Source organism: Streptomyces sp. NPDC026589, assembly GCF_040638385.1.
In the GTDB taxonomy this organism is placed as follows: domain Bacteria; phylum Actinomycetota; class Actinomycetes; order Streptomycetales; family Streptomycetaceae; genus Streptomyces.
Map to the genome: position 1 here is coordinate 282212 of NZ_JBEZYG010000008.1, position 22927 is coordinate 305138.

General features: G+C 71.3%; 21 protein-coding genes. 10 read left to right on the forward strand and 11 right to left on the reverse strand.

Annotated elements, in window-relative coordinates; translation table 11 throughout:
* Positions 1-6: 6 nt before the first annotated feature.
* Both AB0F29_RS16795 and AB0F29_RS16800 read right to left on the reverse strand, forming a co-directional pair.
* Complete coding sequence (locus AB0F29_RS16795; RefSeq protein WP_361872605.1) at positions 7-417, reverse strand: RidA family protein; 411 nt, start codon at positions 415-417, stop codon at positions 7-9.
* A gap of 234 nt (positions 418-651) precedes the next feature.
* Positions 652-1833, reverse strand: a complete 1182-nt coding sequence (locus AB0F29_RS16800) for a PP2C family protein-serine/threonine phosphatase (RefSeq protein ID WP_361872607.1) — start codon at positions 1831-1833, stop codon at positions 652-654.
* 86 nt (positions 1834-1919) lie between these two features.
* On the opposite strand from AB0F29_RS16800, the gene AB0F29_RS16805 reads away from it, so the two are divergent.
* Positions 1920-2435 (forward strand): MarR family transcriptional regulator, encoded by a 516-nt coding sequence (locus tag AB0F29_RS16805; RefSeq protein WP_361872610.1) that lies wholly within the window; start codon positions 1920-1922, stop codon positions 2433-2435.
* A gap of 221 nt (positions 2436-2656) precedes the next feature.
* Positions 2657-3019, forward strand: a complete 363-nt coding sequence (locus AB0F29_RS16810) for an STAS domain-containing protein (protein WP_026290122.1) — start codon at positions 2657-2659, stop codon at positions 3017-3019.
* Positions 3020-3047: 28 nt separating this feature from the next.
* On the opposite strand, the gene AB0F29_RS16815 is transcribed toward AB0F29_RS16810, so the two are convergent.
* Positions 3048-3752 carry a (2Fe-2S)-binding protein gene (locus AB0F29_RS16815; RefSeq protein ID WP_361872614.1) on the reverse strand — a complete coding sequence of 235 codons (705 nt, stop codon included), beginning with the start codon at positions 3750-3752 and terminating at the stop codon, positions 3048-3050.
* Between the two features lie 233 nt (positions 3753-3985).
* Here AB0F29_RS16815 and AB0F29_RS16820 point away from each other — a divergent pair, with 233 nt between their 5' ends.
* Positions 3986-5056: a DMT family transporter gene (locus AB0F29_RS16820; protein WP_361872616.1), complete on the forward strand. Its 1071-nt coding sequence runs from the start codon at positions 3986-3988 to the stop codon at positions 5054-5056.
* On the opposite strand, the gene AB0F29_RS16825 is transcribed toward AB0F29_RS16820, so the two are convergent.
* Entirely contained in the window at positions 5026-6408 is a 1383-nt protein-coding gene (locus tag AB0F29_RS16825; RefSeq protein WP_361872618.1) for a transglycosylase family protein, read from the reverse strand. The two genes, AB0F29_RS16820 and AB0F29_RS16825, sit on opposite strands and share 31 nt — an antisense overlap.
* 360 nt (positions 6409-6768) lie before the next feature.
* Here AB0F29_RS16825 and AB0F29_RS16830 point away from each other — a divergent pair, with 360 nt between their 5' ends.
* Positions 6769-7929 (forward strand): LacI family DNA-binding transcriptional regulator, encoded by a 1161-nt coding sequence (locus AB0F29_RS16830; RefSeq protein ID WP_361872621.1) that lies wholly within the window; start codon positions 6769-6771, stop codon positions 7927-7929.
* A gap of 61 nt (positions 7930-7990) precedes the next feature.
* Positions 7991-8491, forward strand: coding sequence for an NUDIX domain-containing protein (locus AB0F29_RS16835; RefSeq protein WP_361872624.1), 501 nt, complete (start codon positions 7991-7993; stop codon positions 8489-8491).
* Between the two features lie 84 nt (positions 8492-8575).
* Here AB0F29_RS16835 and AB0F29_RS16840 read toward each other — a convergent pair whose 3' ends face one another.
* Entirely contained in the window at positions 8576-9910 is a 1335-nt protein-coding gene (locus AB0F29_RS16840; protein WP_361872627.1) for an ROK family transcriptional regulator, read from the reverse strand.
* Between the two features lie 142 nt (positions 9911-10052).
* Between AB0F29_RS16840 and AB0F29_RS16845 the strand changes: the two genes are divergently transcribed.
* From AB0F29_RS16845 to AB0F29_RS16860, 4 genes are read left to right on the forward strand one after another with little or no spacing between them, the layout of a single operon-like run.
* The gene (locus tag AB0F29_RS16845; RefSeq protein ID WP_361872630.1) at positions 10053-11363 is read left to right on the forward strand and encodes a sugar ABC transporter substrate-binding protein; all 1311 of its coding nucleotides are present in this window, start codon (positions 10053-10055) and stop codon (positions 11361-11363) included.
* An 11-nt stretch (positions 11364-11374) separates the two neighbouring features.
* The gene (locus tag AB0F29_RS16850) at positions 11375-12388 is read left to right on the forward strand and encodes a sugar ABC transporter permease (protein WP_361872632.1); all 1014 of its coding nucleotides are present in this window, start codon (positions 11375-11377) and stop codon (positions 12386-12388) included.
* A complete protein-coding gene (locus AB0F29_RS16855; protein ID WP_018955662.1) occupies positions 12381-13274 on the forward strand; it encodes a carbohydrate ABC transporter permease in 894 nt (297 codons plus the stop codon). The genes AB0F29_RS16850 and AB0F29_RS16855 overlap by 8 nt, the downstream gene beginning before the upstream one ends.
* A 47-nt stretch (positions 13275-13321) precedes the next feature.
* Positions 13322-14680 (forward strand): GH1 family beta-glucosidase, encoded by a 1359-nt coding sequence (locus AB0F29_RS16860; RefSeq protein WP_361872635.1) that lies wholly within the window; start codon positions 13322-13324, stop codon positions 14678-14680.
* Here AB0F29_RS16860 and AB0F29_RS16865 read toward each other — a convergent pair.
* From AB0F29_RS16865 to AB0F29_RS16890, 6 genes are all read right to left on the reverse strand, one after another.
* Positions 14584-15195 carry a DUF4279 domain-containing protein gene (locus AB0F29_RS16865; RefSeq protein ID WP_361872725.1) on the reverse strand — a complete coding sequence of 204 codons (612 nt, stop codon included), beginning with the start codon at positions 15193-15195 and terminating at the stop codon, positions 14584-14586. The genes AB0F29_RS16860 and AB0F29_RS16865 overlap by 97 nt on opposite strands.
* Before the next feature lie 60 nt (positions 15196-15255).
* The gene (locus AB0F29_RS16870) at positions 15256-15870 is read right to left on the reverse strand and encodes a DUF6461 domain-containing protein (RefSeq protein WP_361872638.1); all 615 of its coding nucleotides are present in this window, start codon (positions 15868-15870) and stop codon (positions 15256-15258) included.
* Positions 15871-16068: 198 nt separating this feature from the next.
* On the reverse strand, positions 16069-16830 hold the full coding sequence (locus AB0F29_RS16875) for an isocitrate lyase/phosphoenolpyruvate mutase family protein (RefSeq protein WP_361872640.1): 762 nt from the start codon (positions 16828-16830) through the stop codon (positions 16069-16071).
* 143 nt (positions 16831-16973) lie between these two features.
* Positions 16974-18740 carry a discoidin domain-containing protein gene (locus AB0F29_RS16880; protein WP_361872643.1) on the reverse strand — a complete coding sequence of 589 codons (1767 nt, stop codon included), beginning with the start codon at positions 18738-18740 and terminating at the stop codon, positions 16974-16976.
* A gap of 174 nt (positions 18741-18914) precedes the next feature.
* Entirely contained in the window at positions 18915-20030 is a 1116-nt protein-coding gene (locus AB0F29_RS16885; RefSeq protein WP_361872645.1) for a DUF1996 domain-containing protein, read from the reverse strand.
* A 406-nt stretch (positions 20031-20436) separates the two neighbouring features.
* On the reverse strand, positions 20437-21582 hold the full coding sequence (locus AB0F29_RS16890; RefSeq protein ID WP_361872647.1) for a S1 family peptidase: 1146 nt from the start codon (positions 21580-21582) through the stop codon (positions 20437-20439).
* A 273-nt stretch (positions 21583-21855) separates the two neighbouring features.
* Here AB0F29_RS16890 and AB0F29_RS16895 point away from each other — a divergent pair, with 273 nt between their 5' ends.
* Positions 21856-22896 carry a hypothetical protein gene (locus tag AB0F29_RS16895; protein WP_361872648.1) on the forward strand — a complete coding sequence of 347 codons (1041 nt, stop codon included), beginning with the start codon at positions 21856-21858 and terminating at the stop codon, positions 22894-22896.
* The last annotated feature ends 31 nt before the right edge of the window (positions 22897-22927 follow it).

Sequence of the window (22927 nt, forward strand, 5' to 3'; positions counted from 1 at the left end):
CGGCCCTCAGGCGTCGAGCACGGCGGTGGCCTCGACCTCCACCAGGTGTTCGGGGATGTCCAGGGCCGCGACGCCCACCAAGGTGCCGGGCGCTCGGGGCGTGGCGCCCAGTCGCGCGGCGGCCCGGTCCACCCCCTCCAGGAACGCGGGCATCTTCTCGGGCGCCCAGTCCACGACGTACACGGTCAGCTTCGCCACGTCGTCGAAGGTGCCGCCGACCGCGGCGAGGGCCGTGCCGATGTTCACGTAGGCCTGCTCGACCTGCGCGGCGAGGTCGCCCTCGCCGACGGTGGCGCCCTTAGCATCCCAGGCGACCTGCCCGGCGACGAAGACCAGCCTCGATCCGGTCGCGACCGATACCTGCTTGTAGGCGCCGATCTCCGGCAGTCCGCTCGGGTTCACCAGGGTGATGGCCATGCCGCCCGCCTCCTCGTCCTGGGGGGACCGTGCCCCCTCTTGCCACCGGACCGGCCGATTCCCGGTCACTTGTGGTTACTCGGGAACCGTAGGAGAGTCGCCGCTGACATGGAAGAACGCACTTTTCGGTGACGGGGGAACCTGATGGTGACCCAGCAGTTCAGCGGCTCGCCGTAAGGACGCGGATCTGCGGCGCGCGGACTCGCCGGCGCGGGAGATCTTCTCCGACGCGGCTCAGGCCACGTCCCGGCCCTCCGGCCGGCCGAACCAGTCCAGGCACAGCACCAGTGCGTCGTCGAGCGTCTCCGTGCCCCGGTACTCCGCCAGTTCGCCGAGCATCGCGCGCGGAACGGTGGCGGCCGGAAGCAGCCGTGTCGACTGGATGGCGCGGGCCAGCGCGCGTTCCCCATACGCCTCGCCGAGCGGCGACACGGCCTCGTAGACGCCGTCGCTGAGCAGCAGCAGCCGGTCGCCGGGCTCCACGTGGAACTCCTGGACCGTGTACTGCGACTCCTCGAACATCCCGAGCGGCAGCTGTGCTTCCAGTTCGATCCGGCGGACCTCCCGGCCGCGCTGCATCCACAGCTGCGGCGACCCCGCGTCGACGACGCCGACCCGCCCGGTCGCCAGCTCGAAGCGGAGCAGCAGGGTGGAGACGTGGGACGCGCCGCGGTGCTGGTCGTAGATGGCCTGGTCGGCGAGGGCCGCCTGGTCCGCGATGCCGATGCCGGCGCGGCGGGCGTTACGCAGGGCGTTGACGGCGAGATTGGTGAGGAGGGAGGCCTGTATGCCCTCGCCCATGCCGTTGGTCACCGCGAGGGTCAGCTCGTCGGCGTCGGCGGCCCAGTCGAAGTTGTCGCCGTGGATGGCGTACGCGGGCTCCAACTGGGCCCCGATCGCGAACTCGGCGGCGGTGCAGGCGCGGGCGGGCAGCAGCTGCCACTGCATCTCGGCGGCAAGGGTGAGGCGGGTGGTGCGCCGGGCGCGCTGGTACAGATCGGTGTCCCGCTCGGCGACGAGGATCTCGTGGCCCAGCAGGTCCGCCATGTGGGTCAGCTCGCCGACCAGCTCCGGGGTGGACAGGGCCTGGGGCAGCCGGACGGTGAGGATGCCGAGCCGTTCGCCCCGTACGGTCACGGGCAGGTGGTGGTCGACGGCGTCGTCGTGCCGGACCTGCTGCTCGCGGGGCTCCTGGCTGCCGAACGCCCGGCCCTCGGGGCTGTTGTGGAGGGACAGCGGCTCGCTGTCGGCATCGGGCCGGTCCAGGGATTTGAGGACCCGCAGACTGTAGTCGGCGAGGTGGAGCTCGACCGCGAGGGCCCCGTAGGCGCTGCTGAGCTTGGTGCGCAGGGTGGCCAGCAGGGCGTGCGGCGCGGCGGCCCGTACGGCGGCCTCGATGTCCGTTCTTCTGTTCACGGTCTCTCGCGCAATCTTCGTCCTGCGACGTGGTAGGGAGCGGGGCCGGGCTGACAAGCGGGCCTGACGGGTGACACAGTGGCTGAATGCCCCACCGAGGATTCCGCCCGAGCAGTAGCGAACAGGCGTCCGCAGACGCCGTCGCGGCCTCGGAGCTGCTGGAGGTGCTGTGGGGCCGGGGCCAGGAATCCGCCGCTTCGGGAACCGTATCGCCCTCCCAGCTTCGGGCCCTGCTCGTGATCGAGAAGCAGGAGGGCACCAATCTGCGGGCGCTGGGTGAAGCCCTGGGCTCGCGTGCCCCGTCCGTCAGCAGGCTCTGCGACCGGATGGAGGCGATGGGGCTGGTCCAGCGGGCACCCAGCCCGACCAGCCGCCGCGAAGTGGAACTGCGGCTGAGTATGCGTGGTCGCACCCTTCTGGAAGAGTACCGGGCCCTGCGCGCCGGCGAACTGAACGCCGTGCTGGAACGGATGGATCCCGCCGCCCTCGCCGCCCTCGCCGAGGGCCTCGCGGCCTTCCACGCCGCCGCTTCGGAGCGCCTTTCCCCGCAAAGGGATACGGCCGTCTCCCCACTCCGCGATGATGTCGCGGACAGCGCCTAGCTCCATCCAGCTCCTGCTTCCGCGTCCATCGGTTCTCCGCCCTTCGGCAGGCCGGCCGAGCAACCGTCGGGGATCAGATTGTTACCCGATGGAGAATGTTGTCAAATGGCAACTGTTACTTCTATCGTTACCCCGTACCCCGCCCCGACCAGGGACGGAACCATGTCGGCCCGTCCGGCGACACGGCTCTCCGCCCTTCCGATCCGCCCGAGGTGCCTTCCGTGCTTTCATCGCCCAACGAAGACAGAGCCGTCAGAATCACCACTCGGCAGGAGCGGGACGCTCTGGTCCTCACCGTGTCGGGTGACCTCGATATCGACAGCGTCGCACCGTTGGGCCTCGCCCTGACCTCGGCAGTCGGCGACGGCTCCGGCCCGGTCGTCGTGGACCTCTCCGGCGTCGGTTTCGCGGACTCGACGACGGTGAACGTGCTTCTCCAGGGACACACCGCGCTGGGCGACCGGCTGCGGCTGGCCGCCCCGTCCCCGTTCATGCGCCGCCTGATCGACATGATCGGCCTCGACAGCGCCCTGCCCGTCCTGCCGTCGGTGGACGCCGCCATCGACGCCGCACTGCCCTCCTGACGGTCCCGGTCCAGGGGCTGAGGGACGGCTACCGCCCCGCGGCCCGCTGCCCGGGCGACCGGTCGAACACGCAGTCCCCGCACAGCCCGCCGCCCGGGCAGCGCCAGTACAGGCAGCAGCTGCGCCGCCGGAACGCCGGACCGTGCGGGGCCCCGGTGTGGCGCAGCGCCTCGTCGTCGAAGAGCTCGACCGCCAGCGCGCGGGCCCGTGCGGCCACGTCCGGCCGGTCGTGGGCCCGCGCGAAGGCGACGAGTTCGCGCACGGCTCCGGCGAGCGCGGACCCCGCGTTGCCCCGCAGCAGCTGCGGGGAGATGGCGCCGTCGCGACGGAACGCCTCGGCCAGCGGGTCCAGATGCCCGTGCTGGACCACCTCGCGGATCCGGGCCGCCGTACCGGGCAGCTCTGCCGTCCCCGCGAGCCACAGGTCGTCCGGCGAGGTGGCCGACGGGTCCCAGTGGAGGGTGTCGGGCGACAGTGCGGGGATCCGCCCGAAGAGCGCGGCCGGACCCAGCGCGAGGGACCAGAGCCGGGCGGCGAGACCGAGATGGGCGATGGAGGCGGCGACCCTGCGCTCGGGGGCCGCGAGGCGTGCCGCGACCTTGTCGACACGCGCGGCGAGAGGGCCGCCGTCCCCCGCGTACGACTCCGCCAGCGGACGGTGCCCGCCGCCCGGCACCGGAGTGGTCCGCAGCGCGAAGAATCCCCCGACCGACGCCAGTAGCACCAGGTCCATGCCTTGTTCCCCCTCGGTTCCCGGCCCGCTCCCGTGACCTGCCGTACGGCCACCGGTGGTGCCGCCCTCGCCGCTCACCGTATCCGCCGGGCGAGAACTTCTGACGTCTGGGGACGAGAGGACTACCGTCGGGAGGAGGACGTCGGTCCGTCGGGCGTACTACTGGGGCAGTAGGCCGAAATGCAGTCTCAAGGACGACGACGCGGGGCCCCGGACGGGACATCGTGGTGTACATGAGCTCCCTTGCGTTGTCCGTGCTGCTGTCACTGGTCTCCGCGGTCGCCTACGCGGCCGGGGCGATCGTCCAGGAGCGCGTGGCCGCGACCGGTGACAACGCGTGGCAGGCCCTGCTGCGCAACGGTGTGTGGTGGGCCGCCGTCCTCCTCAACGGGACCGGTGCGGTCCTGCATGTGGTGGCGCTCGCGTACGGTCCGCTCAGCCTGGTCCAGCCGCTCGGCGCACTGACGATCGTCTTCGCCCTGCCGATGGCGGCCCTGTTCGTCGGGCGGAGGGCGGGGGCGACGGCCTGGCGCGGCGCCCTGATGGCGACGGCCGGGCTGGGCGGACTGCTGGCGCTCACGGGGAACGCCGAGCCGCACACACTGAACGGTCCCGAGCAGGCGCTGCTGGCCTCGGTGACGTTCGGGGCGGTCGGCGCGCTCGTCGTGCTCGCCCGTACGCTGCGCCGACCGGTCCTGCGCAGCATCGCCCTGGCCACGGGCGCGGGCGCGGCGTTCGGCATGGCCTCGGTGTTCACCAAGACCGTGGCCGTGGAGTGGACGTCCGGTTCGCTGCGCTCGGGCGCGCTGCCGCTGCTGGTGATCGCCGGGCTCGCGGCGGCGGGCCTGTTCCTTTCCCAGGCCGCCTACCGCGGCGCGGGCCTCACCGCTCCGCTCGCGACGGTGACGGTGGTCAACCCGGTGATGGCCGCCGCTATCGGCATCACGCTGTTCGGCGAGCACTTCCGCCTCGGCGCCCCGGGGACCGCCCTGGCCCTCTCCTGCGGAGCGCTGGCCGCCGGCGGCCTGATCATGCTGACGCGGGAGCGGCTGCGCACGGAGCACGCCCAGGAGCCGTCTACGGACGCTGCTTCCTCGCCGGCCCCGATCGTGCCGGAGCCGGCGTCGGGGCGGCTCCCCGTCACGCGGCTGCCGTCGCCCCTGCCGCCGGGGCAGGCGGTGCCGCAGCTGGAATTCGGCACCCCGGGCCCCCTCACGAAGCAGCGGCGACGCGGTGGAGCGACCCTGCGCCGCTCCCGCTCCGACCGGACGGTTCAGACCCTGACGCCGCCTGCCCGGAGGTAGGCGAGCGGGTCGACGTCCGAGCCGTAGCCGGGGCCCGTGCGGATCTCGAAGTGCAGGTGCGGGCCTGTGCTGTTGCCCGTGGAACCGGAGCGGGCGATGCGCTGCCCACCGGAGACCGACTGCCCCGCGCGCACGTGGAGCGCGGAGAGATGGGCGTACTGGCTGTACTTGCCGTCGCTGTGCCGGATGACGACCTCGTAGCCGTACGCTCCGGCCCAGCCGGCCGAGACGACGCGGCCCGGAGCCACCGACTTCACCGATGTCCCGGTGGGCACGGGGAAGTCCACGCCGGTGTGATAGCCGCTGGACCAGCCGCCGGCCTGCCGGTAGGGAGTGCCGGTGCCGGCCGAGACCGGGGCGCTGAAACCCGTGTGCTTCACGGCCCGCTCCGGAGCGGGCCGCTCCTTCTTCGGCGCTTCCTTCTTCGGCGCTTGCTGCTTCGGCGCTTGCTGCTTGGGCGCTTGCTGCTTCGGGGCCGCCTTCTCAGGGGCCCGCTGCTTCGGGGCTTCCTTCTTGGGCGCGGCCTGCGCGGGTGCTTCGTTCTTGGCTTCGGCCTTGCGCTGATCCGCCTTCTTCGCCTCCGGCGTCGCCGCCGGGGGCTTCGGGGCGGCCTTCCGCGCGGGCTGTCCGGAGCTCTTCCCCTCCCCCGCCTTCCCCGCCCGGCTCTGGTCGAGGCTCAGCCGCTGCCCGGGGAAGATCAGGTCCGGGTCGCCCCCGACGACGGTGCGGTTGGCCGCGTAGAGGCCCTGCCAGCCGCCGCGCACCCGCTGGGCGGACGCGATCCCGGAGAGGGAGTCGCCGCTGGAGACGGTGTACGAGTCGCGCTTGCCCGGCACATGGGTGGGCGTCGCCTCCGCGGGACGGGTCCGCGGCTGGCGGGGCGGCGCGCTCTGCGGCGCCGCGGCCCGGACCGTCCGGCTGCCCGCGCTCTGGGTGTCGGTCCCCGACTCCGGGGCGGCCCCTGGCGCGTCCCCGCCCCGGGTGAGCCCCGCCGGCACGGAACACGTGGGCCAGGCGCCGGGGCCCTGGCCGTCCAGCACCTTCTCCGCGACGGCGATCTGCTGGTCCCGGGTGGCGAGGTCGGCGCGCGGCGCGTACTGCGTGCCGCCGAAGGCCGACCAGGTGGAGCCGCTGAACTGCAGACCGCCGTAGTAGCCGTTGCCCGTGTTGACGTCCCAATCGCCGCTGGACTCGCAGGCGGCGACCTTCTCCCAGACCTCGACCGGCGCGGCTCCCGCCGACGCCGCGGTGATGAGAGGAAGCGCGATGCCCGCGCCGCTCGCCGTCACCGTGAGCGAGGCACGGTTGATCCGGCTCGGCTGGTATCTGCGGTGCCGTCCGTTCGCGGCCATACGTGGCTCCCCCACTGGCTTCGGGTCATGTCGCAAGGGGCAACGTAGGTCCGCACAGTGACTGATCACAAGCAAAACGTGATAGTCGGCCGCCCTCCGCCGGTCCGTGGCCGGATTCCGATCCCCGACCGTCCGGCCGACCTCAACTTCCGTTCCCCCCCGAACGCGTTCCGGTCCGACGTACTCCGCCCGAACGCGTTCCTCCCCTCCGCCGCTCCCCCGTCCGCCCGGTCCGCCCCGTCCGTCGCTCCCCTCCGTTCCCCGCTGCCCCTCCTGCTGCTCCGCGGCCGGACTCCTCGCCTCGCCCCGCCTGGACCAGATCGATGGAGAGCGCTCTCCGTCAGTGCTATAAAGGCGCTCATGACGGATGATCCGCGCTCGGCCGGAGCGCCCACCCTGGAGGACGTGGCGCGGGCGGCCGGCGTCTCGCGCGCCACCGTCTCCCGAGTCGTCAACGGGGTGCGCAATGTGGACCCGGTGATCCAGGAGGCCGTACGTCAGGCGGTCTCCGTGACGGGCTACACCCCCAACCGGGCGGCCAGGTCCCTGGTGACCCGACGGGCGGACGCCATCGCCCTGGTGGTGTCGGGCGCGGGCGTCGAGCCGGAGGCTGTCCGGCGGGACTCCGGCACCGGAGCGTCCGGGGGCGGCACCGGGGGCGGGCCCGGTTTCCGGTCCGGAACCCCGGCCTCCGGAAGGGACGAGGACAGCCACGGCAGTTCGGGCTCGTTCACCGCGCAGGTGTTCGCCGACCCGTTCTTCGGCCGGGTGGTCACCGGGGTGGTCGACTACCTGCGTCCGCGCGGGATGCACCCGGTGCTGATGTTCGCGGAGACCTCACGGGCCCGCGAGGAGGTGGTGGCGTACCTGCGACAGGGCAGCGCGGACGGGGCCCTGGTCGTCTCGACGCACGCCGAGGACCCGCTGCCGGGGCTGATCGCGGACGCCGGCCTGGCGGCCGTCCTGTACGCGCGCCCGGCGCGGCCGGTCCCGGTGAGCTATGTCGACCTCGCGCACCAGGACGGCGCGCGGCTGGCGGCCGAGCATCTCCTGAGCCGGGGCTGCCGCCGGATCGCGACGATCAGCGGCCCGCTGGACGTGCCGGCGGGCCACGCCCGCCTGACGGGTTTCCGGGACACCATGGCACGCCACGGGCACCCGTACGTCCCCGTCGTCGAGGGCCGGTTCACCCAGGAGAGCGGCGAGACGGCGATGGAGCGGCTGCTCGCGGACCATTCGGACCTGGACGGAGTCTTCGCCGCCAACGACCTGATGGCCCTGGGGGCCTGCCACGTGCTGCGGGAGCACGGCCGCTCGATTCCGGGGGACGTGGCGGTGGTGGGCTTCGACGACAGCAGCGCGGCCCTGGCCTGCCGCCCGCCGCTGACCACGGTCCGCCAGCCGGTGGAGGGGATGGCCGCCGAGATGACGCGCCTCCTGCTGGACCGCCTGGCCCGGCCGGACGCTCCGGTGACCTCCGTGATCTTCGAACCGGAGCTGGTGGTACGGGGCTCGAGCTGATCCGGGTGGAGCCCCGGGGCCCGGCGGGCGGGGGTACGCGGACATGGGCGAGGATGCCTGTATGACCTCACCCCCGACCGGGCCCCGTCTCCGGATCGCCGCCTACGTGATCCGGCGTCACCCCTGCCCGGCCCTGCTGGTGTTCGATCATGGGGACTGTCCCGGGGCCGGCACCCAGGTGCCCGCGGGCGGCGTCGCGCCGGGCGAGGATCCGGAGCGGGCCGTCCTGCGTGAGGTCGCCGAGGAGACCGGGCTGACCGGGGCCCGCGTCGTCCGGCGGATCACGGTGGACGAGCGGCCCCACCCCGAGACCGGGCAGCCCCGGCTGACCACCTTTCTCCTGCTCGACGCCCCGTCGGACGGGCCATCGGCGTGGGAGCACCGGGTTCGCGGCGACGGGTCCGACGCGGGGATGCGGTTCGCCTGCCGGTTCGCGCCGCTTCCCCTGGAGCACCCGCTGGCCGACGCCCAGGACGCGTGGCTGGGCATGGTGGACCCGCGCTGGACGACCTCGGGCAGTGCGGCCGGAAGCCCCGGCCCCGCGCGGGACCCGGCCCGCTGAGGCGCGGCGGCGACGCCGCCCGCGGGCCGGCCGACACGTTGGCCGACCCGCGGGCGGGGGACGCGCCACGCGGACATCCCGCGCTCAGCCCAACGGGGTGCGGTGGCGTTCCCGGACCGCCTGGACGGGCGTACGGGGCGGCGCGCCGGAGTCGCCCGGCCCGGGGCGGCTGCCGCCCCGGGTGAGGAAGTCGGCGAGCGGGAGCGTCGCGGCGCCCACGGTGACCGCGTCCGGGCCGAGGCGGCCCATCTCGATGGTGGTGCGGGCCGCCGCGTGGTGCAGGGCGTACTCGTTCGCGTACCGGCGGATGTCGGGCAGCAGGCGGGGGCCGATGAGCAGGCCCGCCCAGCCGCCGATGAGGATCCGCTCGGGCAGGAAGAGGTTGATCAGGTCGGCGAGGGCCGCGCCGAGGCATTCGGCCGTCTCGTCGAGCAGCGAGAGCGCCACCGGGTCCGGGGTGGGGCCGTCGCCTCCCGGGTAGGCGGCGGCGAGCAGGGCGGCGAGCGCCGTCTCGTCGTCGGCGTCCTCGGGCAGCGGGCCGCCCGCCTCGCGCCAGCGCTCGCGCAGGGCTTCCGCGCCCGCGTACGCCTCCAGGCAGCCGATGGAGCCGCAGCGGCACCGGCGGCCGCGCAACTGGACGGTGGTGTGCCCCCATTCGAGGGCGAGGCTCATACGGTCCTCGTCGAGGATGTCGCCGTGGTCGACGCAGGCGCCCACGCCCGAGCCGATGAGGGCGATGGCGGCGGCGCCGGCGCCCCGGCCGCCGCCGAACCACATCTCGGCCTGGCCGAGCGTCTTGGCGCCGTTGTCGATGAACAGCGGCACCTCGGGCGGCACGTCGACCGCTTCGCGCAGCAACTGCTCGAAGGGGACCGCGCGCCAGCCGATGGTCTGGCCGTGGACCACCGCGCTCCGGGAGCCGTCGGGCCCCTCGGGTCCGTCGCGCTCGATGATGCCGGGGACCCCGATGCCGATGCCGAGCAGCCGGCGCGGGTCGGCGCCCGCGTCGCGCAGCACGTCCGCCACGCCGGTGCGGACGTGGGCGACGATGCGGTCGACGTCGTAGCCGTGCTGGGCCAACAGCCTTTCGGTTCGGGCCAGTTCGGTCAGGGAGAGGTCGAACAGCTCGACGCGGACACGGGTCTCGCCGATGTCGATGCCGACGAGCAGTCCACCGTCCGGGGCGACGCGCAGCAGCGTACGGGGGCGACCGCCGTCCGAGTCGACGACGCCGGCCTCCTCCAGGAGTCCCTCGGCGGAGAGTTCCGCAACGACGTTGCTGATGGAACCTGAACTCAGCCCCGTGACCGGTCCGAGCTCCTGGCGGCTCAGCGGGCCGTCGAAATACAACCGTTGCAATACCCTCGCCCGATTGCCCCTTCGCAGGTCACGCACGGTCCGTCTGTTGCGCTCGGCCATGTTGCTCCTTCCCGTCCAGGAACATACCCCGGTCCCAGGCCTTGACGCGACCTTCCCTCACCTCTTAAATCACGTCATAAATTAAGTCATGGAGGCCGTTCGGTTCCCGAACGCAGCCATACCCGGAAAGGGGCCACCTCACATGCGTCATGTCAGAGCCGCAAGCGCCGCCACCCTCGCCCTCGCCATCGCCGTAGCCGCCACCGGCTGTGGCGGCGGGACCACCTCGGGCGGCAGCAACGAGTCGCCGAAGACCCTCACCTACTGGGCGTCCAACCAGGGCCCCAGCATCGAGGCCGACAAGGAGATCCTCACTCCCGAGCTGAAGAAGTTCGAGAAGGAGACCGGGATCAAGGTGAAGCTGGAGGTCGTGCCGTGGGCCGACCTGCTGAACCGGATCCTCGCCGCCACCAGCTCCGGCCAGGGCCCGGACGTGCTGAACATCGGCAACACCTGGTCGGCCTCGCTCCAGGCGACCGGCGCGCTCCTGCCGTGGGACGAGAAGAACTTCGAGGCCATCGGCGGCCGGGACCGCTTCGTCGACTCGGCGGTCGCCTCGGCCGGCAAGGAGGGCGAGCCGCCCGCCGCGGTGCCGCTGTACTCACTGGCGTACGCCCTCTACTACAACAAGAAGATGTTCGCCGAGGAGGGCGTCGAGAAGCCCCCGGCCACCTGGGACGAGCTGGTCGCGGCGGGCAAGAAGATATCCAAGGACGGCAAGTGGGGGCTGGGCGCCGAGGGCGGCAACCTCTCCAACAACATCCACCAGACCTTCGTCCTGGCCAAGCAGCACGGCGCCGACTTCTTCGACGGGGACGGCAAGGCGACCTTCACCTCAGACGGTGCGGTCGCGGCGGTGAAGCAGTACATCGACCTCATGGCCGAGGACAAGATCATCGCTCCGGGCAACGCGGAGTACGCCCAGAACCAGTCGCTCACCGACTTCGCCCAGGGCAAGACGGCCATGGTGCTGTGGCAGGCCGCCGCCTCCACCTTCGCCGCCCAGGGCATGAAGCCCGAGGACTGGGGCGCGGCCCCGGTGCCGGTCCCCTCGGGCGTCCCGGGCGCGGGCAAGCAGACCAACTCCATGGTCGCGGGCATCAACATGGCCGTCTTCAAGAACACCAAGAACATCGACGGCGCGAAGAAGTTCGTGAAGTTCATGACGAGCGACGCCGAGCAGAAGCTGCTCAACAAGGCCTACGGCTCGATCCCGCCGGTCAAGGCCGCCCAGGCCGACGAGGCCTTCGGGGCCCCCGACCTCAAGGTCCTGCGCGACACCCTCGCCACCAGCGCCGCCCCGCTCCCCCAGGTCCCGAACGAGTCGCAGTTCGAGACGGCCGTGGGCACCGCGGTCAAGGAGCTGTGGGCGGACGCCGCCGCCGGACGCCCGGTGACCACCGATTCCGTCAAGGCGCGCCTGGAAAAGGCCCAGCAGACGATGCAGCAGTGAGGCCCTGATCCATGACCGCCACCGTCACCACGAACCCCGAGGTCGACAAGTCGACCGGCAAGGGCACGAGTCGGGGCACCGGGGGTGCGCGCAGGAGACTGCCGCGCATCCCCGACCGGATCCGCCAAGGCGGACTGCCCTATCTCCTGCTCCTGCCCGCCGTCCTGCTCGAACTCCTCATCCACATCATCCCGATGGTCATCGGGATCGTGATGAGCTTCCGGCAGCTCACGCAGTTCTTCATCAGCAACTGGGGCGCGGCGCCCTGGATCGGCCTCGACAACTACAGCATCGCCGTCGACTTCGACGCGCCGATCGGTGAGGCCCTGCTCCACTCGTTCTTCGTGACCTGCGTCTTCACGTTCTTCTCGGTCGGGTTCGCCTGGCTGTTCGGCACCGCGGCGGCGATCCTCCTCCAGGAGACCTTCCGGGGCCGGGGCATCCTGCGGGCGATCTTCCTCGTCCCGTACGCCCTGCCGGTCTACGCGGCCGTCATCACCTGGGCGTTCATGTTCCAGCGGGACAACGGGCTGATCAACCACGTGCTGCACGACCAGCTCGGCATCACCGACGAGCCGTCGTTCTGGCTGATCGGTGACAACAGCATCTACGCCCTGATCATCGTCTCGGTGTGGAAGGGCTGGCCGTTCGCCTTCCTCATGCTGATGGCCGGGCTCCAGAACATCCCGCGCGAGCTGTACGAGGCCGCCTCGATCGACGGCGCCGGCATCTGGCAGCAGATCCGCCGGATCACGCTTCCGTCGCTGCGCCCGGTCAACCAGGTCCTGGTCCTCGTGCTCTTCCTGTGGACGTTCAACGACTTCAACACCCCCTACGTCCTGTTCGGGAAATCGGCCCCGGAGAGCGCGGACCTGATCTCGATCCACATCTACCAGTCGTCGTTCGTCACCTGGAACTTCGGCACCGGATCCGCGATGTCGGTCCTGCTGCTGCTCTTCCTGCTGGTCGTGACCGCCGTGTACCTGTTCCTCACCTCGCGCGGAAGGAAGGGCGCCGATGTCTAGCCTCACGCGGCCGACCCGCACCACCCGGTCGCGGGCCCGCTCGCCGATGGCCGCGCCGCAGTCCTTCCTCTGGACCCGCCGCATCGTCCTGACCCTGCTCGCCGGCTTCGTCCTGCTGCCCGTCTACGTGATGGTCAGCAGCTCGCTGAAGCCGCTCCAGGACGTGTCGGGGAAGTTCCAGTGGATCCCGTCCACGCTGACGATCCAGCCGTACTTCGACATCTGGGAGACCGTTCCGCTCGCCAAGTACTTCGTCAACTCGCTGATCGTGGCGGGCTCGGCGACGGTGCTGTCGGTGACGATCGCGGTGTTCTCCGCCTACGCGGTGAGCCGCTACCGGTTCCGGGGCAAGCGGGTCTTCACCGTCACGGTGCTGTCCACGCAGATGTTCCCGGGGATCCTCTTCCTGCTCCCGCTGTTCCTCATCTTCGTCAACATCGGCAACAGCACCGGCGTCGCGCTGTACGGCTCGCGCGGCGGGCTCATCCTCACGTACCTGACGTTCTCGCTGCCGTTCTCCATCTGGATGCTGATCGGGTACTTCGACTCCATCCCCCGGGACCTCGACGAAGCGGCCCTGGTCGACGGCTGCGGGCCCGTCCGCGCCCTCTTCCAGGTCGTCGTGCCGGCCGCCGTCCCGGGCATCGTGGCGGTGTCGGTGTACTCCTTCATGACGGCCTGGGGCGAGGTCCTCTTCGCCTCCGTCATGACGAACGACGCCACCCGGACCCTCTCCGTCGGCCTCCAGGGCTACGCCACGCAGAACGACGTGTACTGGAACCAGGTCATGGCCGCGTCCCTCGTCGTCAGCGTCCCGATCGTCGCCGGGTTCCTGCTCCTCCAGCGCTATCTGGTCGCCGGTCTCACCGCGGGAGCCGTGAAGTGACCCCCACCGGCGAGAGCCGTCCGTCGCCCCCGACCGAAAGGCAGCACGTGTCCGACCTCAACGCCCTCCCGGCGGACTTCACCTGGGGCGTCGCCACCGCCGCGTACCAGATCGAGGGAGCCGTGGCCGAGGACGGCCGCTCCCCCTCGATCTGGGACACGTTCTCGCACACCCCCGGCACGATCGACAACGGCGACACGGGCGACGTGGCCTGCGACCACTACCACCGGGTCCCCGAGGACATCGGCCTGATCAAACGGCTCGGCGCGGACGCCTACCGCTTCTCGATCGCCTGGCCGCGCGTCGTGCCCGGCGGCGACGGGCCGGTCAACAAGGCGGGCCTGGACTTCTACGACCGGCTCGTGGACGGCCTTCTGGAGGCCGGCGTCACCCCGTTCGCCACCCTCTACCACTGGGACCTGCCGCAGGCGCTCCAGGACCGGGGCGGCTGGACCGTACGGGAGACCTCGGAGCACTTCGCGGCGTACGCCTCCCACGTGGTGGAGCGCCTCGGGGACCGGGTCAAGGACTGGGCGACGCTCAACGAGCCGCTGTGCTCGGCCTGGATCGGTCACCTGGAGGGCCGGATGGCGCCGGGTCTCACCGACCTGACCGCCGCCGTGCGGGCCTCCTACCACCTGCACCTGGGCCACGGCCTGGCCGTGCGGGCGATCCGGGCGGCCTCCTCGGACGCCCGGGTCGGCATCGTCAACAACCTCAGCCCGATCGAGCCGGCGAGCACGAGCGGGCCCGACCTCGCCGCCGCCCGCCGCGCCGACGGCCACATCAACCGCTGGTGGCTGGACCCGGTCCTCGGGCGCGGCTACCCGCAGGACATGGTGGAGCTGTACGGGGTGGAACTCCCGGTCCGGCCGGGCGACCTGGAGACGATCGCCGCACCACTGGACTGGCTGGGGCTCAACTACTACTTCCGGCAGATCGTCACCGCCGACCCGGACGGGCCCGCACCCCACGCGAAGCAGGTCCCGGTCCCCGGCGCCCGGCTGACCCACATGGACTGGGAGGTCCACGCGGAGGGCCTGGAGCGGCTGCTGCTGCGCCTGACCGAGGAGTACGGCGTCCAGCGGATCTACGTCACCGAGAACGGCTCGGCCTACGAGGACGTCGTCGCGGCGGACGGCTCGGTCCACGACCCGGAGCGCGTCCGGTACCTGGAGGAGCACCTCGCCGCCTGCGCCCGCGCGGTCGACAAGGGAGCCCCGCTGGCCGGGTACTTCGCCTGGTCGCTGATGGACAACTTCGAGTGGGCGTACGGCTACGACAAGCGGTTCGGTCTGGTCCACGTGGACTACGCGACCCAGCGCCGTACGGTCAAGACCAGCGGACGCCGGTACGCTGAGCTGGTCCGGAAGCACGCGGAGCGGCGCGGACGGGCGACCGTCTGACCCTCCTTCACCGGCTCCTGCCGGCCCCTCCGGCCGTGGCGAATCCCTCGCCGCGGCCGGAGGGGTTTCGCGTCCCAGGACGGCATCAGGAGGGCATCAGGAGTGAGGGCATCAGGACGAGGGTGCGCACAGCCCTCCAGCTCCTTCGTCGGCATTCGGTCCGAGGGCGGGGAAGCGGTCATGTCGTACTCATCGACGTCCAGAAAGGCGCCGGTAGCGGCGAGAAACGCGATTGCCTCGCGGTCCAACGCCCAGCCGAGGAGAGCGTGCCCGTACCTCCCCCGCGGCTGCCCTGCCCCGTCATGCTGCTCGTCGTCGTTGAAGTAGCGCACAACCTCCAGCCGGGCTTCGAGGCCCGGTTCCTCATCGTCTGCTGCTCCGTTGAACTGCTTCATGAGCGCGGCTATGCGGGCGGTCTGCGGCCGGATGCGGTCCAGGACGTGCGCGACCTGTTCGTCGACGCGCAGGCCCGGTTTCCTGCACACGACTTTCCAGCCGGTAGGAGCGAGAGGCAGCCTCGAAGGGCTGTCACAGGGCGACCGTTGGCTCCTGGCAGGATTACCGAAGAGCTGGGCCTATGCGAAGGCGGCGGTGGGAAGCGGAGCGCGGAAATCCTCCCAGGAGAGATGGATGCCGTGCTCGCTTTCGAGGAAGCGGAGAAAGGCAGCGTCGGGAAGCTCCTCGCCGGAGTAATCGAACCCCGGCACCCCTTGCGCGTCGGCGCCTGCCGAATGGCGCACGCCGTGCTCGTAGTAGGCCAGGACCCGGCCGTCGACGGCATAGCCGATCTCGTGTTCGCCGTTCACACTGCGGAAGACGGTGTACGCGCGAGTGCCTTGCGACAGCGCCGGCAGGTGGGCAGGGGCACAGCTGGTGATGCTCTCCACCGCATAGGCCCAGCCGGGAACCGCGCCGGCGCGAACGAGTACCCCGGGATGCGAGAGGAACCCCGCCTCCGTCAGACGCGACACCAGGCTCTCGTTCTCCCAGTCGAGAAAGTCCAAGTCGCTCGGATGACCGTCCTCCGGCCGCATCTGGAGCTCGGCCACCACGTCATGGGACAACTCGTGGAGGTGATGCGGCTCCGCGCCCATCCGCACCAGCAGATCTTGCGGCCCGATGCCTTCGCACAGGGTGAAGGTGTAACCCAAGTCGTATGCGGTCGATATCCACCGCAACCCGTTCGCCACGTCCGCCCCCTCCTCGCCCCCGTCAACTCACCCCGCAACGTAGCCCAGTCGACGCGTGGTGGACAGCCGGTCCCGCGCCGGCCGCCCCGTCCGAGGCGGAGCCGGCAACGGCCCGATGACCTCCCACGCTTGATCAGTCACTTCATGACGAAGCACGCCGAACGGGCTTACGACCGGACGAGACTTTGCGGACACGACCTAAGGAGCCCACGGCCCCAGCATGTTCTTCATCGCGTCCGTCATCGCGAACTGCAGCAGCGGGCCGTAGGTGATCCGGCCGACGCCGAGGCGGCGGAAGCGGTCGAGATCGTGCTTGACCGGATGCGCCGTGGAGTTCACCGGCACGGAGACGGCGGCCGTCACCGCCGCGAGCAGTTCGTCGTTGTCCTGGATGCGCACGGGGTAGACGCTGTCGGCGCCCGCCTGCTCCAGGGCCCGCAGTCGCTCGATCGCCTCGTCGAGAACGGAGGAGGCGTCCTCCGCGTGCAGGAACAGGTCGGTGCGCCCGTTGATCCAGACCGGGACTCCGGCCTCGTCGGCCGCCGCGCGCAGGCCGGCGACGTAGGCGGCGTGCTCCCGCGTGCTCCGTACGCGTCCGCCCTCCGAGTGAACGGTGTCCTCGATGTTGAGGCCGACGCCGCCGACCTCGACGAGACCGGCGACGAGATCCGCCGGCTGCTGGCCGTAGCCGGCCTCCAGGTCCACGGAGACGGGGACGTCGACCGCGGCGATGATCGGCCTGACGGCGGAGAGCACCTCCTCGAAGGTCTGCCCCTCCTGGTCCGCGGCCCCCCGGGAATCGGCGAGCGGGTGGCTGCCGACCGTCAGCGCGGGGAACCCGGCGTCGGCCGCTGTCCGCGCCGACCAGACGTCCCAGACGGTCGGCAGGACGAGGGGCCTGTGCTCGGCGTGCAGTTGCTTGAGGCGTTGAGCGCGCTCAACGGTGGTATGAAGATCCATGCCGAGCACGCTACCTTCCGCGACGTGTTGACAGGGCGTGAACGCGAGCCCGTGGCGGTCACGGATGTCCGTGACCGCCACGGGCCCCCTCCGCGCCGACAGCGGGGATGGGACGGCGCGGAGGGCTCCTTGGCCCTGCCGGATCAGCTCCGGTAGACGCCGAACTCGTAGAGCGAGTAGCCCCACAGGGTGCCGCGCTCGGAGGTGCTCACGCGGACGTAGCGGGCGTCGCCCGCGACCTCGATGTCATCGATGCCGCCGTTGCCCGCCGTCTGGGTGTGAACGGTGTTCCAGTCCTGCCCGTTGTCCGAGGTCTGGACCGTGTACGCCTTGGCGTAGGCAGCCTCCCAGGCCAGCTGGACGTGGTCGAAGGAGGTGGTCGCGCCCAGATCGACCTGGATCCACTGCTGGTCGGCCCAGTCGCTGGCCCAGCGGGTGTCGAAGGAACCGTCGACTGCGTTGGCCGCCGGGCAGGGGCAGCCGACGCTGTCCGGCTGGAAGGACGAGGCCTCGGTGGGCTTCCCGGAGGCCAGGTTCACCCCGTCGACCCGGGGCGGCACCACCTTGAAGGACTTCGTCTCGATGCCGACGTTGCCCTTGCCGTCGGTCGACTTGAGGTAGACCTTCCAGACGCCGAGCCGGTCCGGTGCGGTGACCTCGAACGTGCCGTCACCCCGGTCGGTGAAGGCCGCTTCCGTCAACTGGCCACTGTCGTCGATGTACTTGGCGTTGACCAGCACCTGATGGGTGAGCGGGTCACCGTCCGGGTCGGAGACGGACGCCTTGAACGTGAACGGCTTGCCCGCCTGGACCGCGGAGGCGTTGTCGACGGTCATACCGCTGATGACCGGCGGGGTGTTGTCGCCGGAGGTGTCCGCGCCGAACGCCTCCTTCACCGCGTAGTAGGAGAGCCGCTTCTGGCCCGCGGGGAGCAGGTTGAACCAGACGCCGCCGAAGTCGTGCTCGGTCCCGTAGTGGAACAGCGTGGCGCCGAGCGACACCCCCTCGTGCCCGTCGACGCAGTCCCAGGCCCGCTGGTAGCCCTCGGCCTTCGCCACGTCGCCGGGCTCGTCCGGTACGCCGTTGGCGTCGTCCGGCACCTCCCACTCGCCGGCGGGCCCGCCCTCGGTGACGATGTAGGGCTTGTCGTAGCCGCCGTTCTCCCAGGTGTTCTTGATGTCGCAGACGGCATCGTAGGAGTTCACGGCGTACAGGTCGAGGTCGGGCGCGTTCTTCTTGTAGTACGGCCAGGCCCCGGTCCACGCGTCGGTCGAGGTGACCGGGTGGTTCGGGTCGATCGCGTGGATCTTCTTGGCGATCTCGTTGACGAACGTGGTGTAGGCGTCGCGCTGCTGCTCCAACGCGTCTCCGCTGTAACAGTTCTGCAGACCGAGCACCGACTCGTTGCCTACGTTCCACATGAGGACGCCCTCATGGTCCTTGTAGGTCTCCACCCACTTCGGGAACTCGGCGAGCATGTCGTTCTTGTACGCGGTGTCCGTCAGGTAGTTCACACAGCCGCCGCTGCCGGGCCCGCCGCCCGGTTGCAGCCAGAACCCGGCGATCACCTTGATGCCGTTCGCCGCCGCGGTGTCCAGCAGGGGCTCCGTGGTGGCGTCGGTGCCCCACGTACGGATCGTGTTGACGCCCATCGACTTCACGTCGGGCATGTACTGCCCGGCGTCCGCGACGGACGGACCCCAGGTCAGGCCCTTCACGGTGTACGGGGCGCCGTTCACGGTCAGCTGCCAGGCGCCCGGGGAGCCGGTCACCTTCACCACACTGCCGGCGGCCTGCGCGGCGGGTGCCGGAAGCGTGGCCGCCGCGGCGGCCAGGAGTGCGGCGACGGCGAGGCGTGCGGTGGTACGGCCCCGGGGGCGGGCCGGTCGTCGGAATCGGGACGTGATCATGGGGGGAGGGGCTCCTCACGGGAGTGCGGGTGGGGGGGTGGGGGTGGGAAACGTGGGGAAGAGCGGTGCCGGGGAGGCAGGCCGGACAGGTCGCGGGGTGACTGGCCGTGCCCCTTGGAGAGCGCTCTCCCTCATGGGCGCGGTTCGCCCATGAGGGAGGCGCGACGGGCAGGGTCAGGGCAGTTCGTAGTTCTCGTCCAGAACCGCGCCCTCACCCGGGTTGTTCTCGTCGTAGCCACGGGCGTTGCACTGGAGAGCACCGACGATGCAGTGGTCGACCAGGGCGTCGAGCGTGGCGTCGTCCCAGGCGTTGAAGAAGTCGTAGTGGAAGGAGTGGCCGGTGCCGCTGGCCAGCCTCACCTGCGACATGTCACCGTTGACCGGCCACGCCATCTTGAACTCGATCATCGGCAGGGCGACCGGGTGGCTCGTCGGGCAGACGTCCTGGTTGGCCCCCATCACGACCGGATAGGCCATGTGGGCCTGGTGGTCGGGCGTGTCCAAGTGCTTGCCGTCCCAGCAACTGGGCGCCTGCATGCGCAGGTTGAGCTGGGTGTCCCGGCTGGTCGGACAGGCTGCCGGGAAGTCGTAGTTGTGGTAGCTCTCCCCGCACTCGTACCCCTCGACCATCCCGGGGTGGTCGCGGAACTCCTGGGCGGTCTGTGTCGGGCTGCCGACGACGAACCGCAGCCCCTTGGGGAAGGGCCGTACGGTGCGGTAGTCGGTGACTCCGGCCTTGTAGTAGATGGTCTGGGGGCCGACCGGGCGGATCTCCTCGTTCCCGTTGTAGAGGGTCGGCATCCAGTAGGCGGACAGGTCGCCGGGCGCGAGGCAGGCGGTCCCGCCCGCGCTCAGGGACGCGGTGGTGCTGTTCGCGTTCGTGGTGTCGTTGCCCATGAACGTGTGGTCGTGCGAGGCGCCGGCCCGGCCCGGGTAGACGATCGGGTCGTCCGGGGCGGTGTGGGTGACCGAGCAGTTGGCCTGGAACTCGTGGAAGTAGCGGTGCGGCGGGATCTCGTCGGACGGCTCCACTCCTGTGACCGGCGGGTCGGCCGGTATGTAGCCGTCGCCGTCGGGGTCGTCCCCGAAGGCGACGGGCTTCGCCGGCGCCATCTTGTGGCCCTGCATGACGTGCGAGGCCGCCGCGGGCTTGCCGGCCGGGGGCGGAGCCGCCTCGGCGGCGGTCGCCCCGGCGTTCGTGATCGCGGTGAGCCCGAGCGTGACCAGCGCCAGGGCGGTCGCCACGATCAGGGCGGACACCAGGGTCGTTCTGTTGAGTCTTGTCACCATGGGGATACCTCCATGCCGCTCTTCATCCCTGCACATCGGGTGCACGGTGGGGGGAAAGGGTGAGCTGGACGGTGCAGCCGGGAAGAGACTCCGCCCCGCACGTCACGAGTCGGCGGACCCGCGGGCTTCGGGAGAGCGCTCTCCAAGGCGGTGTCAGTGTTGCGCCGGTGTCGAGAGGGTGTCAATAGCTGGTGAACGATGCGCTGAGCAACAACTGCTGGGCTTCGGGAAAACGCTCTCCCGGCAGACCCGCACGCGGAAGCGGCCCCGCACACCGGCGGGGCCGCTCACAGTGCCTTCGTTGAGCCGACGGGATCCGGCGACCCCGGGCCGCTCAGGGCCCGGCACCCTCACCCGCCGGCAGGAGCCGCTCCACCGGGGAGGACGGCGGAACGGCTCCGCCGGATCACGCGGTGTGCAGGGTCAGCCCGTACCGGTTGAGGATCTCGTTGACCGGCTGGTGCCAGGTCTCCCCGCCGCCGGAGCAGTTGCCCCAGCCGCCGGAGGTGACGCCCTGGGCCTGGTCGCCGCTGATGAACGAGCCGCCGGAGTCGCCCCCTTCGGCGCAGACGCTCGTCTTGGTCATCTGGTGCACGGCGCCCTGGCTGTAGTTGACGGTCTCGTTCTTGGCGAGGACCCTGCCGCAGTGCCAGCGCGTGGTGGAGCCGGAGCGGCAGATGGACGCGCCGATCGGCGCCTCGTTCGAGCCGCGGACCAGTTGGTCGGAGACGGTGCCCCAGCCGAGGACGACCGGCACGGTCCACCAGCCGTTGGCCACGTTCACCCAGGCGTAGTCGTTGCCGGGGAAGGACGAGCCCTGGAAGTTGCCGATGGCCGAGCCGTCCCAGCCGCGCACGGACTGACCGGCGCCGCCGCAGTGCCCGGCGGTGACGAAGCCGCCGTGGACGGAGAAGCCGATCGAGCAGCGGACGTTGCCCGTGTAGTACGGGTCGCCTCCGACCGTTCCCGCGGCGAAGGTCCGCGGCGCTTCGGCGGTCGTCTCCACGGTCACGGGTCCGGCCTCGCGGGCCTCGGCGACGAAGGAGCGGACATCGTTGTCACGCTGCTCGGACGCGACGACGTTCACGACGACGCTGCTGGTCGCCGGGTCGACGTGCCAGCTGCTCACGCCGGACGGGGCGGACAGGGCGTCGATGCGGGCCTTCGCCGCGTCGAGCCGCTTCGCCGAGTGCTCGACGAGCCGGACGTCGGCGCCGGCGGCCCGTACGGCCTCGGCCTTCTCGGCGTTCGTGACGGCGACGACCAGCTTGCCGGCCCTCGCGTCGAACCAGGAGCCGCCGAAGGCGGAGCCCGCCGCGCGCTGCGCCGTCGGCTCCAGGGCGGTGGCCGCCTTCTCGTCGGCGAGCCTCGCGACGGCCTCGCCCTCGGTGAGGCCGAAGTCGCGCTGCATCGCGGTGAGCAGGGCCGCGGAAGCGGGGGCCTCCGCGGACTCGGTGGGGGCGGCGGAGGCGGACGACGGGCCGGCGGCGGCCCAGCCACCGAGGAGCAGGAGTGCGGACAGACCGGTCCGCAGCACTGTTGCGTGTCTCAAGGGAGTGACCCTTCCTGTTGTTCCAGCGACGTGGGGTGGAACGGGAGGCGTCCGGGAGCGCATGCCGGTCGTGCCGCTTGAGAGCGCTCTCAGATGTGCCGTCCCGGACTGTAGCGGAGTTCGATAGTCAGGTCCATGCCAATGGAGACGATGGGTCGGAAGAGGTGCGCTTGGACGCCGGGCACCGGGTTGAGTAGGCGTACTCATCCGGCCCGCAGGCACTCGTCCTACTGTCACAGGAACAGCGGACGGGGCCAGATGGAGGAGCTGATCATGACCGGATCACGCCGCAGACGGTGGAGAGCCGCACTGACCGGCACGCTGGCGGGTTCGCTGGTCGTGCTGGTGGGCGCGTGCGGAGTGGTCGACACCGATGACGATCGCCGGGCGGCGGAGGAACTGGCCGAGAAGCACTTCCCGGGGCAGCTCAAGGCGATCGGAGCACGCACGCTCTTCCCGGGCTCCGGCGGCTCGGAGGTCGCGTTCGCGGTGACCGACGACCGCGACGCCGTGGTCCGGCTCCGCATCGACACGGACAGGGCCGACGAGGGCACGTGCGACCGCGAGGACTGCGCGGGCGTCCTGGCCGAAGCCGTGAAGCGCGGGCGACAGCAGGCCGAGGACTTCCGCACGCTCAGGGGCGCCTTCGACGCCTGCGGTTACGAGGTCGTCGCCCTGGGCCCGACCGGCACCCCGCCCTACGTCGTGGCCGAGCTGACGAACGCCACCGTCGCGAAGGTGCTCGGCGAGATCGGGGAGTGCGTCCAACGCTGGGTCACGGCGAGCGGGGCCGACAGCGCGTTGGCGAGGGCTCAGGGGTCGTACGTGAACGTGGTCTCCCCCTCCGTCGCCGACCGGCGTCACCGGGGCGAGGAGTCGTGGCCCACCGTGATGCGGCTGACCCGGCAGGACCTCCTGGCCTCACTCACCGAGCAGGCCTATTTCTCGGCGAGTTACGAGATCGTGGCCGGCCGGGTGGACACGACGGGCAGCGCCCGGGTCGTCCGCCCGTTCCGGGAACGCCAGAAGTTCGGCGACACCGTGCAGAACGCGGTGAAGGAGCAACTGCGCGCCACCTACCCCCGGGTGGTCATGAGCACCTACCAGTGGATCTGGCGGCTGGAGCCGGGCCGCGTCGACCGGCAGACCGGTTACGTGCTGTTCTGCCCCGAGCCGGACGCGCGCGGGCAGTGCGTCAACAGCGACGACGCGGCCCTGGTGACCACGGACGAGCACGGCACTCCGGTGGGGAAGATCCGGCTCGTGCACGACGTACGCGAGGGCACCGGGATGCTGAGACTGCCGCCGTACTGAGGACGGGGCGCGCCCCGGGACCCCGGCTGTT